This is a genomic window from Clostridium sp. KNHs214 (genome assembly GCF_000744935.1).
Lineage (GTDB): Bacteria > Bacillota > Clostridia > Clostridiales > Clostridiaceae > Haloimpatiens.
Map to the genome: position 1 here is coordinate 1,133,977 of NZ_JQMW01000009.1, position 17,568 is coordinate 1,151,544.

20 protein-coding genes are annotated in these 17,568 nt (G+C 27.2%); 1 reads left to right on the top strand and 19 read right to left on the bottom strand.

From position 1 onward, the window contains the following. Positions 1–2: 2 nt before the first annotated feature. From CC89_RS07905 to CC89_RS07930, 6 genes are all read right to left on the bottom strand, one after another. Positions 3–320 (bottom strand): ImmA/IrrE family metallo-endopeptidase, encoded by a 318-nt coding sequence (locus tag CC89_RS07905; protein ID WP_051931592.1) that lies wholly within the window; start codon positions 318–320, stop codon positions 3–5. 148 nt (positions 321–468) lie between these two features. After that, positions 469–1,095, bottom strand: coding sequence for a tyrosine-type recombinase/integrase (locus tag CC89_RS07910; RefSeq protein ID WP_051931594.1), 627 nt, complete (start codon positions 1,093–1,095; stop codon positions 469–471). A gap of 414 nt (positions 1,096–1,509) precedes the next feature. Next, on the bottom strand, positions 1,510–2,307 hold the full coding sequence (locus CC89_RS07915) for a minor capsid protein (protein ID WP_035290931.1): 798 nt from the start codon (positions 2,305–2,307) through the stop codon (positions 1,510–1,512). Further along, positions 2,288–3,652 carry a phage portal protein gene (locus CC89_RS07920; protein ID WP_051931596.1) on the bottom strand — a complete coding sequence of 455 codons (1,365 nt, stop codon included), beginning with the start codon at positions 3,650–3,652 and terminating at the stop codon, positions 2,288–2,290. Before CC89_RS07920 ends, CC89_RS07915 begins: the two co-directional genes overlap by 20 nt. 17 nt (positions 3,653–3,669) lie before the next feature. Beyond that, positions 3,670–5,286, bottom strand: a complete 1,617-nt coding sequence (locus CC89_RS07925) for a terminase large subunit (RefSeq protein WP_035290932.1) — start codon at positions 5,284–5,286, stop codon at positions 3,670–3,672. Positions 5,287–5,304: 18 nt separating this feature from the next. After that, positions 5,305–5,760: a hypothetical protein gene (locus CC89_RS07930; RefSeq protein WP_035290933.1), complete on the bottom strand. Its 456-nt coding sequence runs from the start codon at positions 5,758–5,760 to the stop codon at positions 5,305–5,307. Positions 5,761–5,923: 163 nt separating this feature from the next. Here CC89_RS07930 and CC89_RS07935 point away from each other — a divergent pair, with 163 nt between their 5' ends. Beyond that, entirely contained in the window at positions 5,924–7,402 is a 1,479-nt protein-coding gene (locus tag CC89_RS07935) for a transposase (protein ID WP_035289274.1), read from the top strand. 249 nt (positions 7,403–7,651) lie between these two features. On the opposite strand, the gene CC89_RS20460 is transcribed toward CC89_RS07935, so the two are convergent. The 13 genes from CC89_RS20460 to CC89_RS07990 all read right to left on the bottom strand — a co-directional run bounded on the left by CC89_RS20460 (position 7,652) and on the right by CC89_RS07990 (position 17,275). After that, positions 7,652–7,804, bottom strand: coding sequence for a hypothetical protein (locus CC89_RS20460; protein ID WP_185750700.1), 153 nt, complete (start codon positions 7,802–7,804; stop codon positions 7,652–7,654). Positions 7,805–7,817: 13 nt separating this feature from the next. Then, positions 7,818–8,693, bottom strand: coding sequence for an SU10 major capsid protein (locus CC89_RS07940; RefSeq protein WP_035290935.1), 876 nt, complete (start codon positions 8,691–8,693; stop codon positions 7,818–7,820). A gap of 69 nt (positions 8,694–8,762) precedes the next feature. Continuing rightward, positions 8,763–9,272, bottom strand: coding sequence for a hypothetical protein (locus tag CC89_RS20465; protein WP_035290937.1), 510 nt, complete (start codon positions 9,270–9,272; stop codon positions 8,763–8,765). Positions 9,273–9,316: 44 nt separating this feature from the next. Then, on the bottom strand, positions 9,317–9,547 hold the full coding sequence (locus tag CC89_RS07950) for a hypothetical protein (protein WP_035290939.1): 231 nt from the start codon (positions 9,545–9,547) through the stop codon (positions 9,317–9,319). Positions 9,548–9,574: 27 nt separating this feature from the next. Further along, complete coding sequence (locus CC89_RS07955) at positions 9,575–9,988, bottom strand: nucleoside 2-deoxyribosyltransferase domain-containing protein (protein WP_035290941.1); 414 nt, start codon at positions 9,986–9,988, stop codon at positions 9,575–9,577. Between the two features lie 59 nt (positions 9,989–10,047). Beyond that, positions 10,048–10,284 (bottom strand): hypothetical protein, encoded by a 237-nt coding sequence (locus CC89_RS07960; protein WP_185750701.1) that lies wholly within the window; start codon positions 10,282–10,284, stop codon positions 10,048–10,050. Then, positions 10,277–10,417, bottom strand: a complete 141-nt coding sequence (locus CC89_RS20470; protein WP_185750702.1) for a hypothetical protein — start codon at positions 10,415–10,417, stop codon at positions 10,277–10,279. Before CC89_RS20470 ends, CC89_RS07960 begins: the two co-directional genes overlap by 8 nt. Positions 10,418–10,432: 15 nt before the next feature. Beyond that, positions 10,433–10,765, bottom strand: a complete 333-nt coding sequence (locus CC89_RS07965) for a hypothetical protein (RefSeq protein WP_035290943.1) — start codon at positions 10,763–10,765, stop codon at positions 10,433–10,435. A 79-nt stretch (positions 10,766–10,844) separates the two neighbouring features. Beyond that, positions 10,845–11,030, bottom strand: coding sequence for a hypothetical protein (locus tag CC89_RS07970; protein ID WP_035290944.1), 186 nt, complete (start codon positions 11,028–11,030; stop codon positions 10,845–10,847). Positions 11,031–11,108: 78 nt separating this feature from the next. Further along, entirely contained in the window at positions 11,109–15,881 is a 4,773-nt protein-coding gene (locus CC89_RS07975) for a phage tail tape measure protein (protein WP_035290945.1), read from the bottom strand. Between the two features lie 116 nt (positions 15,882–15,997). Further along, a complete protein-coding gene (locus CC89_RS07980) occupies positions 15,998–16,417 on the bottom strand; it encodes a YomN family phage-derived protein (RefSeq protein WP_035290946.1) in 420 nt (139 codons plus the stop codon). Next, positions 16,418–16,984, bottom strand: coding sequence for a hypothetical protein (locus tag CC89_RS07985; RefSeq protein ID WP_035290947.1), 567 nt, complete (start codon positions 16,982–16,984; stop codon positions 16,418–16,420). Next, the gene (locus CC89_RS07990) at positions 16,985–17,275 is read right to left on the bottom strand and encodes a hypothetical protein (RefSeq protein WP_035290948.1); all 291 of its coding nucleotides are present in this window, start codon (positions 17,273–17,275) and stop codon (positions 16,985–16,987) included. Between the last annotated feature and the right edge of the window lie 293 nt (positions 17,276–17,568).

Sequence of the window (17,568 nt, forward strand, 5' to 3'; positions counted from 1 at the left end):
AATTACACTTCCTCTCTTACATATTTTATTAATTTATCATTATCTTTAATAATTTGATACATTGCAGTACCTAAAGTTTCCACTAAATATTCTTCATCTACATTTGAAATATCTATATTATATTCATTAATAATCCCATGAAATAATTCATGTAATAGGGTTTGCTTTTTTCTTTGTGTATTGCTTTCATTTTTTATTTGAATTGTTAGATTTTCATAATCTATAATTCCTGCACATTCAGCATGATTTAATAGTAATGGTTGGTTTGTTTCTGATACATCATAATTAAATGTACCTATTTTAATATTCATATCATCCATGTATTAATAATTCCTCCTTATTTTAAAATTTTATTTTCTTAAAGTGCGATTTTTTGACCTGCGTAAAAAATTAGGTTTACTCGGAGCAAAAAATCATCTTTCGGGGTAACGGGTTTCTAAATAAAAAATAACACTCAATTAATGAATGTTACCATAGATTTACACTATTATAGAAATCCTTTATAACTTCCTTTGTAATACCTATATACCTTAATGTTACCGCTTGACTAGAATGATTAAGCATTTGCTGTAGATAAGGTAAAACCATTGGATTATCACTATTATTAATGTATTGGTGGTATGCCCACGTCTTTCTTAATGAGTGTGTACCGTAGTTTCCTTTGATATTTAACTCTCTTAGCGTTGTTTTAACTATCTTATGAGCCGAACCTACTGTTAATGCTCCACCTTTTTGACTACTAAATACATAATCACTATAGTTAATATCGTTGTTCATACTGTCTAAATAGGTCTTTATTCCCTTTTTAGCAGTATTATTTAATGTAAATTCCCTTTTCTTATCTGTCTTTTCCTCTATTATAGTAACTGTATTAACTATATTGCCCTTATCATCTAATATATCATGCCACTTTAAACTTAATAAGTCTCCTGCTCTTAATCCAACGCTAATACCTACTGCAAATAACATTAAGTCACGTTTATTCTTCTTACCATCTAAATACTGCATTATCTTTTTAATATCCTTTGTGTTCTTTATTGGTTCAACCTCCTGTGCTTTGTTTATTCCTCTACTTGTTTTCTCTCTTTCTAACATATTAATATCCCCTTTCATATAATGCTAACTTATAAGTCTATTGTATCATTAGTTAGCATTTAAATCAATAGGGAATATAAATATTATTTACTAAATCGTTGTAACCTTAGTCATATCAATGGTTGTAGCCATTTACAATAATGCTAACTAATATAATAAGTTGGCATTTTGTAATTGTTAATATTAAATGGTATATACTGTATAATATAATAAACAATATGTATTATATTGTATCCAATAACTCTTTATGATATATGATATACAAGACACGAATGTTATATGTTAAATCTTAATTAATGTTTGTGTTTTTTCTGACTGTATACACAAATATTTCGCCTTAATACATTCTATAATATCCCCTTATTTATCAACACTTCATAGTATACCCCATGTCCCTATATTCTCTTATTTACGCTACTTGGTATCACAAGGTACTAAAATGCATTTACAATGTACGTGTGTATCAATTATTGGTATAGGTGCATCATTCAATTTGAATACTTGTTCATTTAAATCCTCACATTCACTACAAGTATTCTTCTCTAACGCACTAATCCACATAACATTATCTATATTATTATCTTTATATACCATCATCAATGCTCCAGTAAATACTCGTGCTATTTCATTATCTATTAACCTATCACTTTCATTTGCTCCAATATTAAATCCTTTATCAATATCTTCATAAATCTTTTCAATACTCTCTCCATTCTTAAAATCCTTTTTAACATTATTCTTAACTCTATTTATTAACTTTTCTTTATTATCTTTATTCCTTTTTATATTATCCTTGCCATCTATTTTACTATCAATAATACTATTAATCATACTATCCTTTATTTGATTAATATTCATCTTATCATTAACAATACTATTACCCATAATATAACTATCACTGGCAACCTTATATAATAGATAGCTTAACAATATATCCTCTTGATTTTTTAAATCATTTCCTATATCTTTCAACTTACTTTCTAATCTTTTAATTTCTCTATGTATATCACCATATGTCATTTGTAATTCATTATCCCGAATATACTTTAAATATATTTCTCCAACATATCTTTTTAATATATCTCTATTCTGTTTATATTTTATTAATAACTTATTAAACTCTTTATTATCTTTATACTTTAACATTAATAAAAATAAAGCAATCAAGCTATCACTCAATTGCTTTTCTTTATTATTCTGTTTCCTTTTCATTTATTTCACCTTCAACCTTTTCAGCTTCCACATTATCTAAATTAATGTTATCTTCATTCATTTCTTTTAATATTTTTTCTAATTCACCAGTAACATCAGCAACATAAGGATTCTTAGCCAACATAGTTTCAAAAGAAATACCATTCATATCTCTTGAATTCTTTAAATTCTCAATAACTTCTTTAGCATTACTTGGTATTTCCATAGTGAAATCACACTCAATATCACCATTACACTTAACGCCTTTAAATGCTAACATCTTTCTTATTTGCTCCCATCTAATATAAAATCCATCTAATAAATATTGGCTGTCAATTCCAGCTTTTAATATTATCAATTGATACATCATTCTAATACTTGTTTCAGACAAATTACTAACATCCTGAGCATTCATACTTACCGCAGGAACACAACTACTTATTAATAAATCATTAAATAACGTATCATATAACAATTTCATACTTTGATAATCTGTTTTATTTTGTTTAAAATCTAATGTGCCACCTTCTTCTAAATGCACACCTCCACCCACTATATCAGGATTAATTGCACCTTCTCCATTTTTACCTATACTTAGTTTTGTTCCTGTAGTTACTGGAATACCAGTAATAAACTTATATAAAGCATCTTGGTATTTACTTGTTAACTTCTCCATGTTATCTATTATAGCTTTCCAATCCTCTACATCACTTTTACCTTCATAAATATTAGTTTCTTTTGGTATTCTAAAAGGAATTGGTAGTCCACTATAATTAACAGAAGTATTTATTAATTTAACTTTACCATTAATATTATTCCATTCTTCTACTCTGTCTGGATAGTAAATAGTATAATATTCTATCATTCTACTTGTCATATAGTGATATATAAATGCAACATAATTTCCTGTATCAGTTATTACTGGATAGCTATTTTCAGATAGCAATACTTTACTTTGTATATTATCCTCTTCATCAAAATATAAATACTGAAATGCTTGACCACTTACTTTCATTTCTTTGTAAATCTTAATATCTTCTCTTTTCATTTTAGATTTTTTATAAACTTCTTGCATTTCTTTTAATGTATTTGAATCATCACAAATTAATGTTACTGGATTTTTCAAAAGAAAACTAACTATATAATCTAATAATATAGATGCAAAATTAAGTTTAACTTTAGTAGGCTCTACCCATCTACCACCTATATTAATTTTTAGTCCATCATTTTTTCTATGTCCATCTAAATATTCTTTTGTACCTGCTATGTTTTTAACTCTATCTACGTGTTGTTGCTGACAAGGTTCACTTACAAACCACCAATCAGCATTAGAGTAATATTCTTTTATATATTCTTTTAAATTCATTATAATTATTCTCCTTTCTATAAATAACTTTTATTAAGTATCATATTCATAACTGCAAGTCCTAAAGCTATGACCAAATCATCATGCATATCATTACCTCTTTGGTTTCCCATTTTCCCATTCTTCTCTATATATGTATTCATTTGATTTAATGTATCTTTATCACTAACACATATCATTCCTGTTTCAAAAAATTCTTTTAAATCTGATATTAACTTACTCTTAGTACCTTCCATAGAAAGCCATCCCGCAGTAAGCTTCATTTTACCCGAAGTTTTATCAAATCTTTTAGTCCTTAATATTTGTATATATCCCTTTTGTCTTAACCTATATACTAAATCTGCACCAGTACCACCGTTAACGTTAACTTCTATATTCAACATCATATAATTAAAATACATTCCTATTTCATATACAATATCAGCAAATTTATATATAGGTACATCATTACGGTTAAATACTGCCACTTGTTCTCCATTGCTATCTAATATTTGTACTGTTTGTCCGTCCCTATTTCCTCCAATACCCATACTTGTATCTATGCCACCCCAATATACTTCATTGGATTTAATAGTCTTATAAATATTAAAACCTTTACCATAATATTTTTGTAATATACTTGGTAAAGGTTTATTTTCTTGCATCTCTTGAAATGTAAGAGGTTTAATATTATTACTATTAATATAGTTAACTCTTTCTAATATGGTTTCTTGGTCGAATACATTATCAGTAGAGTTTCCTGCAAACGCTTCTTGTGGTGTGCTAGGGTGTTCATTGTAAAACTTATTTAATTTCATATCTAATAATTTCCATCTTCTCCACATAAGTTGTTTTAACGTTGCTCCTTTCCTATATAAATCTAATTCGTATGGTACTAAATCTTTCTCTTGCAATCTGTGTCCATGATTATCATTCTTGTACCATTGTTCTGCCATATCATATTCACTAGCATATAATGTCTTATTCTCATACCATGGGAAAAATACAAGTTTATATTTACTATCACCTTTGTATGCTCCCATACATATTTTATAAAAATAATCTCCTGTACCTTGTTTTGCCGTACTTTCTATAATTATTCTACTATCATCATTTTTACTTAATAATGGTTCTAATGAAGTTAATGTATCTTCTTGTTTATCTGCTTTCCATACTCCGTATTCGGTGAGCATTATTAATTGTGCCGTATCTCCTCGTAATAAATCATTATTACCCGCAACTGAAAATACACATCTAGCACCATTGACAAGTTTAAATTCATTATCATTATCTCTTTCAATCCCTAATCTATATTGTTTTGGTATTGATTTATATTGTCTTTTAAATTTATTTACTACGGCTCTTACACTTCTATCATCATAACTTGCAATTAAACAAGTTATATCTGGAATATTTAGCATATTTCTAATGATATAATTAATACAAAATTCTGATATACCTAATTGTCTTGCTTTTAAACAACAAACATATTTATTGTCTTTTAGCACTTCACTCATTGTATTTTGTTCATCGTTTAGAATAAATGGTACTTTTTTATTTTCAACATTTAATATTTTAGTCATATTTTTAGCAAATAATCTGCTATCATTCATAACTAATTTTAACTGTTCTTGTCCTGTTAGCTTATTAGCCACAAATAATCATCTCCTTTTCTAACTTAAATCAAATCCTGTTGAATTTTCTGAATTTAAATTACCTGCATTGGTACTTTTATTCAATGACTCGATTTCTTTTTTTATAGTTTTTAATGCATTGATAGCCTTTTCCTCGCCATCCTTTGCTTTTTCCAAATAAACCTCATACAAATCATAAAAATCTTGGTTCATTTTTTTTGAATACAATTCTTTTAACAATGCTTGATATTCTTCCGTACCTTCCCACATTTGTAAATGTCTAAAACTTTTATCGCCTTTAAATATTTTTCCAGTTTTATAATCTTTTCTTTGTAAATATTTTTTTCTAAATTCATCCTCTGTCATTTCTGAAAAATCTACATTTCCATCGCTTAATTTATTTCTCCACATAAAATAGTAATAATATTTCCTTTGACTTCCTTTATATTTTTGAGATAATTGTCTATTAAAACTATCATTTATTTTACTTCCCATAATAATTTCACTCCTTCTATTTTTATTAATATTTTAGTCGATTGTGAAATTACACAACCGTTGATTTGCCTATCTTTTTAGCCGATAGGCTTTTATATTTTCCTCCACTGTGAGAAAATAAATGTAACCACACAAAATATTATCCACAGAGGAGGAGAATTACATGTTTTGTATTAATAAACTTAAGCAACTTAATATTTTTGAGCAGTTAACCGAACTTAAAGACCTTAGAAAAAAGCAACCTGTAGGCTTCATCAAATTACTTGCTGATAATTTTGATATCCAATCTTTTATTCCAGAATCTTTTACTCAAAAATACTATGCCGATTTAGGCAGAGATAGGAAATATAATCTTTCATCAGTGTTATCTGCTTTAATTCTAATGCAGATATTTCATATTCCTACTACTGTTCTGTTAAATCTTTTTCTTATATTTTCTACTGAAATAAGAGAATTTTGTTGCTTCTATGATGATATTCCTGATGAATCTTTTTTCAGTAGATTTAAAACGGATTTTGAAGGTGATCTTGCCGACTTATTTAATTCAATGGTTCCTCAAGTCATTGATATTTGTAACAATATCAATGAATCTCTTCCTGATGATTCACCTCATAAAAACCGTAATTATCAACTTATATATGATACTTCAGGTTTAAAACCAAGAGTAAAAGAAAATAATCCCAAAACTCTTGTTTCTGAAGTAAATAGGGTAAAATCCTATGCTAAAGCTACCAATAACAAACAGCTCAATCCTTATGCTGTCGCATATAAGAACATGCCTAAATTTGCTTTTGCAAACCATAGTATTAAGCTAGACTTCGTAAATGGACATTTCGGCTATTTTTACAAATTTGGTCTAATTACTAATGGTTGGGGCATTCCGTTGAATATCAAATTTTTTGATGAAGATTTTTATAACCCTATTGATAAAGAATTTGAAACTCCTAAAGAGCAAAAATATTGCTATGATAATGCTTCTTTAAAACCAGTAATTAAGCCATTCTTAGAAACATTAAGTAACACCTCTAACTTTAAATTTAAATATTTCTTAGGTGACTCAGAATTTGATAGTTATGATAACTTTGGTTTTCTTCAACAATGTGGCTTTGAAAAAGTATTTATACCTCTTAACCCTCGTAATCAAAGTAACAGTAAAATAGGTGATCTTGAATATGATATAGAAGGTGTTCCTCTATGTCCTTTAGACAAAACCCCTTTTAAAGCTGAAGGTCCTTGTAAAGGCAAAAATAGAAGCTTAAGATTCAAATTTACTTGTCCCAAAGCCCATAGGGATAAAAAAGGTAAGTGCTATCATACTTGTGAAAATCCATGTACTGATAAAAAAAGTGGTCGTATGACTTATGTTTATCCCAATAAAGACTTTAGACTTTATCCTGGTGTTCAAAGAAATTCTAATGAATGGGACGATGAATATCCTAATCGTGCATGTATTGAACGAACTCTTTCATCGTTAAAATCTAACCCATGCATTGAATCACCAAGAACTTTAAACACCGCAACTATGCGTGCTGACCTGTGCCTAACGGCTATTTCTAAACTCATAAATGTTATACTAGCTTACGCTATAAATAAACCAGAATACATTAGAAGTATAAATAAACTTCTTAAAATAGCTTCATAATTAACATATCCACAAATAAATATCTTTCCACATGCTACGCATACCTTTTTAACAAAAGGCTTTTTGTCGTGTCTTTTTTTGCACGCTTTTAAGCCAAATCTTAAAAATTATCCACAGTTTTTATTTTTCAATTCTACAAGCCACTATTTTTATTAATATTTGTTTAACTTATATTTAAACATTTAAAATTTAAATACTTAAATATGAATTAAAAAAAAAGGATAGAGAATAAATCCCTATCCTTAAAAACTATTTTGTTTTATTCTCATCTTTTACTACTTTTATAGTATCAGCATACTTTTTTAATATTTCTATTTCATTTTTTTTAGTAGTAGAATACTCTCCATCTCTGAATTGTATTCCTTCCACATAAAGAAATAGATTATCTGTTTTAAATTTCATTAGTAATCACTCCTTATACTAAAACTATTTTTGCACCTGCTTTAGAGTTGGAAAGTTTTAAAGTACCTTCCCATTTAACCATTTTCTTTATGGAATCTCCTGTTATTGCTAAATCAACCGCTTGTGCCTTTTGTAATTCTTTTAATTCAAGATAATCTGGATTAACTAAAAGTACAGATTTAGCACCACTTAAAGCAGGAGTTAATACAAATGTAATATCACCGTAATCTGTATGGTATCTATCACAGGTAAATCCTAAGAAGTTATCTTTTCCCATAAATTGTAGGTTAGCAAATGCATTAATAGCTTGTTTTGAAGCATCATCTATAAAACAAAGCATATTATCGTTTGTTCCACAATCATACATAATCTTCATAGCTTTTTTAAACTCTGTTTCAGTAGGTACTGAACCAACTGCATTTACAACATTGCTAGAATTAATTAAATTAATTAATCCATTCATTTTCTGTCCTACACTTTCAGTTTTCTTTGCTTTTGTTCCTTTTATTAAAGCATCTTCCATAGCATACTTTAATAAAGTTAATTTCTTAGATACTTCCCTAGCCATAAGGTCGTCTATTCCTACTGCTTCACTTGATTGAGCAGTACAAGATACTTTAGCAGTACCTAAGAAAAGTTGAGTATAGTTATCCAATAATGCAGTAGAATCCTCTGTTTCAGCAGGAGCGTCTGCACCTTCCATAACTGTTTTAATAGCACTTGTATTTAGAGTTTCTTCATACCAATTCACTACATTGCTTATAGCTTTAGTTGATTTATTATTTTGTAGTAAATATGATAAAAATGGTGTTCTTTGTGGATTTATTATTGCTATTTCCTTTCCTAAATCCAAAGATTGATATTGAGCAAAATTTTCTGTTGTATACATTATACATTCCTCCTTATATTTTTAAATTTTATATATAAAAAAACTACCAATAAAAAATTAGTAGTTAGATTATTGCTTATTCATTTTTTGTTTTATCATAGAGAATATATCACCTTTTTTCTGTGCTTGTTCATAAGCATCAGCTTTAGTAGTTTCATCTTGTGGAATATATCCGTCTGTAAATTTACTTTTATTAAGTGTTTTAGATAATTCAACGATTTTTACTACTTTTTCTATATCATCTACATCTTTTACAAGTCCAGTTTCTAAAACCGCCTTTTGTAAATCTTTATTATCTATCTTTTCCATAATTGTATTTTTAATAGTTTGTTCCTTTAATTCCTGTTCTTTCTTTTTATTATCTGCTTCTAAAGCTTCTAATCTTCTTTTTAAATCTTCATATTCATTTACCTCCTCTTTTACTTCTTCCTTAGCTTCTTCTTTTTTATCATTTTCATTGTCTTTTTTAACTTCCTCTTTTTTAGTTTCTTTATTTTCCTTTGTTTCTTCTTTTGTTTCTACCTCTGTATCTACATTATCTTTTATTTCAGTATCTTTTACTTCTTTGTTATCTTCCATTTCTTAATTCCTCCTTTTATTTATTAAAATTATTTATTAATTATTTATTTAACATCTACATAACCTTTAAAATGTAAATCATTCTTATCATATATTGCAACATGAAATATATCTTTTTCTATAACATATAAATTATTTGTGTTAACTTTATCGGATAAATGTAGATTACCTATTTTGTCTACATAGTCTATATTTAAATTATCACAATTTGGACATAAACTTTCTTTCAATATTTTTGATAACTCCGAAACATTATTTCTTTTATTATGTTCCATAATATATTCACCTTCCATATTTTAAAATTATTTATTCAAATATTTCGCCACTTCATTCAAAGATTTAAAATATTTGCCACCATTTCTCTCAACCATGTTTCCAACTTCATTTAAATGTTTTAAGTCTTGTTTTGTTAAAGCCTGTTTTCCATTTGGTAAAATTTCATTAAAGATACAACATATTGTTTTATTAGGTCTTTTATTGCTATCATCTACCACTTCAGCGATAGAATATGTACTATAAGTTCTAGTTAATACATACAAAACATAATCACAGGTTTCCCTTTGTTTAATTTCCTCTTCCATACATTCTGGAGTCCAATTTTTTACCACTGGATTGAAGTAATCGATATTTAACATTGGAATTAATTTATCTCTCCATTTACTATTAGCACATGTACCGCCTAAAAATACTTTAACATTATTTCTTTTATCTATCATTTTTAAAATCCACCTTCTTTATTAATTATTTTATTAATCATTTTCTCTTACTATCTTTCCTATTTGAAAATTAGTAATATTGATATTATTGTCATTACAATAAATAATCTTTTATATATTTTATAATTATATTGTAGATTATCATATTTACGTTTAATGTCTTCGCAACATTCTTCATCGACATTATATACATCCATAGCCATGTTATAATAATTTTCTCCTAAAATTGGATTTATTAAAATAGTATTAAAACATTCTCTTAAATTTTTATATTGTTTCATTTCTATATCATTCATCAATATCAACTAACCTTTCTCTTTTTAATTTTTCTTCATACAAATATTTTTTCAATATATCTTCTATAATTAATTCTATTTGTTCTTCATCATTACAAATTTTGTCATTCTCCTTGGAAGTTTTAATAATCATATTTTTCACTCCCTTTTATCTAAATCTTAAAAATTTAAACTCTACTTCTTCTTCGCTTTTATCTAAATAAAACGGTACTTCCATCCATTTAACTTCATCTTTATTAATAGTTATAGATTTTTTCTTTTTATAATCATTAAAAGTAAAAAATTTATTATCAAATTTATTTTTTACTTCCTTTTGATATGTTTTAAATGCAGGGTTTTCATTCAACCAATCTACAAAATCACATGCTTCCTCTATCGTTGTATGTATTAATATACCTTGTCTAAATCCTTTCATTAAAAATTCTACATCTATTAATGTAATGCTAGGTTCAAAACCTTTTTTCTTTAAAGTCGCTCCCAATCATTCTCCACTCCTTTTTTAAAATAATTTTATTAATATTTCTTTAAAAATTTATTTTTTACTTGCTATTTTTCTTCTCTTAGCATTTTCTTCTTTCTTTAATTTTTTTTGTTTCTCTTTTTGTGTGTTTCTTCATTTCTAATTCTTTAATTTTTTCTTTGCTTTCTTTTATAAATAATTCCATTTTTTCTTCAAAACTTAAATTAAAAGGGTATGGGGTTGCTTCCCATACCTCTGGATTATGTCCATCATAATATTTTTTCATTTATTTTCTTCCTTTCTATATTAAATATTAATAAAACCCTTCTTTTAAATAGTGGTTTTTATTATTTGGTATCTTTTATTAAAGAATTGTTACAGAATAACCTGCGTTATTTAAAGCTGATTGTAATTCTGCTTTAGAATTTAATACACCATTTTCAATCATTTTTTCAAGATTACCTGTATCCACCACTTCTTTTTCAAATCTATTTATACTATCTACATATATTTTAATTTCTTTACCTTGGTTATTATTCATAGGCATCTTCATTATTGGCATAGGCATAACAGGATTATTAAATACGGGTTGAATATTACCAATACTACCACCTATTAGCTTACCTATATCAATATTTCCATTACCACCTATTCCGCCGTTTATAGGATTCATGACAATAGGATTACTTATAGGAGTACCTATGTTACTCGTTCCGCCTAAATTTAATCCATTTCTAACGAATATCTGAATTTGTGCTAATTTTAATATAATCTCGTCTTGAATCTTCTGACCTATAACACTTAATCCATCGCTAGTTGTTTTTATGTAGTCAATCATAGCATCTTTAAGCATAATAACATTTCCATGAATGTCTTTGAACCAACCGTTTTGCATAGCATCTTTTGACATTTGATTTAAATTCTCTTCACTATAAAACTCATCTAACTTTTTATTAGCTTCTTCGTATTCTTTGTCTATTTGTTCTGCTTGTTTGTCATAATTATCCATGATTTTATCTCTGTTATGTTGTTGTTCAAAATTAGCAATATCTTCTTGTATCTTCTTTAATTCATCTTGTAATCTTTTAACTTCAGCTTGCCCTTGCAAATCTGTAACTCTACGTTTGGATTCAATTTCAGCAATAAGTTTAGCTTCTTCTTCTTTTTTCTTTTGTAAATCTCTGTCATAATCTTCCTGTTTCCATGTTTTATCTAATTCTTTTTGTCGTTTATCAATAAATTCCTTAAAATTCTTTAATCTTTCATCTAATATTTTCTTTTCATCATCCTTACCTTTTAACATCATTTCTTTAGTTTTATCCTGAATTTCTTTTTGTATATTTAATATATAATCAGCTTGTTCCTTTTGCTTTTTAATTATTTCATTGTTTATTCCACCTATTGCTTCTTTATTTTCTTGAATAGCATCTATTAATTGCCAATAATCATCTACAAGTTGTTTGAATAATTCTGCTTGTTCTTCTAATGCTTCTTTTTCTTCCTTGCTATTAGTAACTCTAGTTGCGAATAATTTTTGATATAAGTCTGTTAATTCTTTCTTAGACATACCAGAAATATCTACATTGAATTTAGCTTTAAATTCTACTTGTAATGCTGTCATTGATTGAGATAATGCACTAGATTGATTCTTTAATTCTATTGTCTTTTGTTTCATAGCTTCAATATATTTGTTATATTTTTCCGAAACACCCGAAATATCAAAACTCTCTTTTAACATTTCAATTTGTAATTCTAGGTCAGCAAGTGCAAAATTATGCTTTTTAAGATTATTGTTAGTTTCTTCAATTACTCTATTGAATTGGTCGATTTTCTCTATTTCAAATGTAAGGTCTTTGATGAGGTTTTTACGGTCGGTCATGGATTTGATGATTTCAATTTGCAAAGATTGTAATTCTTTACGATATTTTTTAATACTATCCTCTAAAGCACTTCTCGTTGCTATATCTCTAGTTGCTCTCATTTGTTTTTCTAGTTCATTTACATATGATTGAGTTACACTTCTTTGTTGTTTTAATTTTTCAATCATAGAATCCATATAATTTAGTTTTTGCTTATTAAAAGTGTCCGCAGAATCAATTTCTTCCATTTTATCTTTTAACTTTTCTAATTCTTTAGTAATCTCTACAGTTTTTTGTTTATATGTTTCATCTATAATTTCCATTTTAATTTTCTTTAAAGAAGTATAAACATCTGATAATGTACCATCTATATCTAATAATTTAGATTTCAAATCTTTCACAGTATCTGCTTCATATTTACCACTATTAATAGAATTTTGAATAAAACGTTTTTTAGCTTCTAATTGAGCCATTTTTTCTTTAGTAAATTTCTCTATATCTTTCATTAAGGAAACTCTATTTCCTGCCTTATCCCCATCTTCCGTATACAATTCCATACGATTTCTAGCATTGGCAATCTTATTTTCAATTGTTTTTATTGCATAATCATATTGATTAATAGCGTCATCAAGAGCTTTTTTTAATGCTTCTTTTCTTTTACGTTCAGCTTCCTCGGCTTCTCGTTTTCTTTTATCTGCGTCTGATTTTGCCTTTTTCTTTTTCTTATCATCTCCGCCTGATGGTGGCATATATCCTGAACCCCCACCTCCACCTGAAGAACTTCCTATATCCGAAATTCCTGGAGTTTTTTTGCTAAAAGCTTCATCTATTTTCTTTTTTGCATCTGATAAAGCAGAAGATTCTTTATCCAATTCTTTAGCTCTACCACTCAACATTTCACTTAGAGGATTTTGCTTTTTCTTCAATGGGTTATTGTCGTCCAATCCTACTCTTATTAATTTATCTGCTTGTTCATATTTTGTAGCTAGTCCTCTTAAGGCATCTGCTTCCGCCTGATACATAGATATTCTTTTACTAACCTCTGAATATACAACTTTTGTTTTTCCAACTTCAATAGTATAATCATCTTTAGCACTAGCTAATCTTGCATTTGTAGAATTAATAACTGCACCTTTTTCAGTATCTATCATAGAAGCTTCCCTAGCCAATAAATCTGTATTTACGATTACTGTATTGCCATGTTCGTCAGTCGCTATTCGTAATCCATTAATTCTATCTTTTAATTGTAATGCTAAAGTACCCAATTCTGCCTTTTGTGTGGCAGACTTTTTCTCTTCTCTATTAAGATTTTGATAAGAATTAATTAACTCCAATGTTTTGTCTAATTCTTTTAATTTAGCTTCTTCTTTTTTCTTTATTGAGTCTGCCAGATTATTAGCTTTTAATAAATTTTCAGCTTGTGCTAATCCTTTAATCTCCCCTGTTGTTTCATCAAAAGCAATTTTTGCTTTTTTCAATACTCCTATTTGCTCTTCTAATTTTTTATTTGCCAAGTCTACACTTGCTCTAGCTTGGGCATATCCTCCAGAATCCAACATATTCATGGAATTTGATTTATATGTATTTAGTATTTTATCTGCTTCTTTCTTTTCTTTTATAGCTGCCTTTAATTCATTTTCCATCTTTTGAAATTCTGGAACTTTTTGTTTTAACATTTCATTATTATTTTCTTTTATCGCTTGAGTTAAATCTTTATAACTATTTTTTGTTGTCTTAATTTGTTCTTCCAGTTCTTTTTGATGTTTGACGTGTTTCGTAATAGCGTATGTAGCAGTAGCAATGACTGCAACCACTGCGGTTATAGCTAAAACAGCGGGATTTAAATTCAATAGTGCAAAAGTGGCTAAACCCTCTGTTTTAAGGAGTTGCATAAATGCAATAACTTCACCAATGGCAAACTTTATTTTTCCAAAATTCTTTACCATTAATAAACTTCCTATAGATAAAGTCATATAACTAACTCCTAGTTTTTTATTTTCTATAGTAAGGTAGCTTACTACATCTATTACCGTTTTTATATCGTCTACTCCTCTTTTTATAGTATTAGAACTTAAAGCTTTCATCCAAAATTCAGTAATTGAATTTTTAAGATTATTTATTTTAAATTCTAATTCTTCTACGCTCTTATTATAAGAATCGTCTAGTGCTTTTCCACTAGAATCCTTTTTAATTTTATTTTGTAATTCATTTACTCTTTCCATATTATTTATAGTGGATAAAAACAATTCTTTATTTTCTTTTCCACCTAAATTAAATGCTAACATTTCTCTTTCTTTTTGGGAAAACTTATTAATATTTTTAGAAATATCTTGAATTACATCTCCAATATTTCTAAATTCATCTGCATTCTTTCTTAATGCTATTCCCTTTTTAGACAATAAAAGTTCTGACTTATTTATTGCATCCGTAGTTTCTTTATCTCCGTTTTTTACTGCATCTTGAACTTTGGTAAAGTTGGTCAACATTGACACAAAACCTCGTCCTAATGAGCTTCCGCTTCGGGCTGATTGCTCACTAGCATTTGTTATCAGTGCCAAAGCTTCCTGTATTCCAAATCCATATTCTTTAAATGTCTGTGAGCTATATTGCATAGCGGTATTAATTTTTTCACTGGACGTTGTACTAACATTATCCAACAAAGCAACATTAGAAGCATAATTTTTCAGTCCTTTTGAACCTAAATTATACTGCTTATTAATTGTTATCAACTGGTCTGCCATCTGTGCGGTATCCATCCCTGCTATTTTACTAAGTTTAGACGTTGTGATTAAATTATCATTAACATCTTTTAATGAAGCACCAGACCTTCTCCAACTTTCTGCTCCAGTTACAACCTCTTTGTTTAATACACCTAAATCCTGTGCTATGTTTAAATAACTCATATTCATTTTTTCTACATCTTTTACAGATTGTCCCGTAATCATAGCCGTATTTACATTACTTTTATTTATATCTATAATTTCTTGTATTCCACTTTTAAGTTGACTCACCACAAAAGAAATCGTTTTTGAAGCTATACTCCACTTAACAAAAAATTCTGATATAGTGCCTATGCTACTTTCCATTCCTTTAAAATTATTACTTATTCCTTTTACATGTCTATTTATGTTTTCAGCTTCATTATTAAGACCTTTAAATTTTATATCTATAGTATTATTTTCACTTGCCTGTTTTATTTGTTTTATTAATCTGTCAAAATCATTTAAAGTTTTTCTAGAACTCTGTTCATCTATTTTCGTTTTTATACCATAAGCCATTTATTTTTCACTTCCTTTAATTTATTTTTATAATTATTATTTTTTAAAACATTCAAAACCAACAAAAATCAATTCTATTAAATATTTTAAAAAGTAATAATAAAAAAGGTAGACGATTATTTATCTACCTTTTGACATATATTATCTTCATATTTGGTATTAATTTCTTTAATAGTCTCTTCTATATAATTTGAGCCAGTGCGTTGGTGGTAATAATCTACTCCACCATTCCAATTCTTATGTTTATAACCACTATTAACCCATTTGGATATATATTCTCCTACCTCGTCATTATTGTTGTTTATATATTTCATATTTCCCCAAGTGATTAATTTCTCATTTCTGTCCGTATCTTCTATAGTTACTCTATTTTTTAGTTGTTTAGTACGATTATAAAATTTGGGAGAATAATTATCATAAATACTTGATTGTATTTTTTCTTTTAATGTTTCTTCTATATCTTTAGAAACCTCTTTAATAATCTTTTGTTCTTCTTCTTTCATATATTTTTCAAATTCTCTTAACTCATCACTCATTTATATCTCTTCTTTATTATTATTGTTTAACTTTTCTTCTAGTTTATTTATTTGTTCTAATATCTCCGTTCTATGTTCTTTATCATCTTTCATATCTTCATACAATTTTTCAATTTCATTTTTAATTTTTACCTTTTCATTCTCCTCTTCTTGAATCTGTAATTCTTTTAATTTATTCAAATCTACACCATTATTTTTAAGTATTTCATCCATTTTACTTATGTCGTTTGCTGTTTTAAATGCCTTAGATTTAATTTCTAATAAAGATTGTATGTGTTCTATAAAATTCATTAGAAAATCTTCAAAAATTGTCGTTGGATTATTGTACATTTCTTCGAACTCTTTAATATCTATAGACATATCTATATTTGTTAAAATAGAAATGAGGTTATATATAGCTTCCACATTATTATTACTATTAAAATTTAAATTTTTAACATCCTTTGCGGATAAATTATTAAAATAAATTTCTTTATCTTCTAATATATCTTTTTGTTTAACTAACTTGTTTAGTACCACCTTAAATTTAGATTGGCTTTTAAATAATTTTATATCTATTTTATTCATTTATATCTCCTCCTCCTTATTATTATTTTCTTTTAGTAAATCGAATATAATTGCTAATTCAGCATATAAATTTACTAATTTATTTAACAATATTACTTTAGCTTCTATCATGTAGCTCCTGTCTTTAAAATCCCACTTGACCACATATTCCATTATATCTTTTACTTCATTTGTATTTTTTAATAATTCATCAAACTTTATATCTTTTAATTTTTCTCTGTATTTTATACCGTCATTTATTTCTTCAATTTTATTTAACAATTCATATTTTTGTTTTATTAATTCATCCATTTTAATCTTCCTTTCTTTTTTAATATATTTAAAATACTAATTTTATTAACAAATTTATTTTATTATATAGCAACTCATGCATTACACTTTTATTGTATAATGCATAAGCAGGGAAATATCCTCGTTTCCCTTATACCTTCTTCTAGGATTGCTACAGTTAATTTATACAATTTTTGGAGGTGGTAGGATTCGAACCTACTTCAAAATTAACAAAACTTACCGATATGACAATATACAATACTTAATGTAGTTGTATATCAATCAATTTAATTAAACACTAGAAATTACATCTA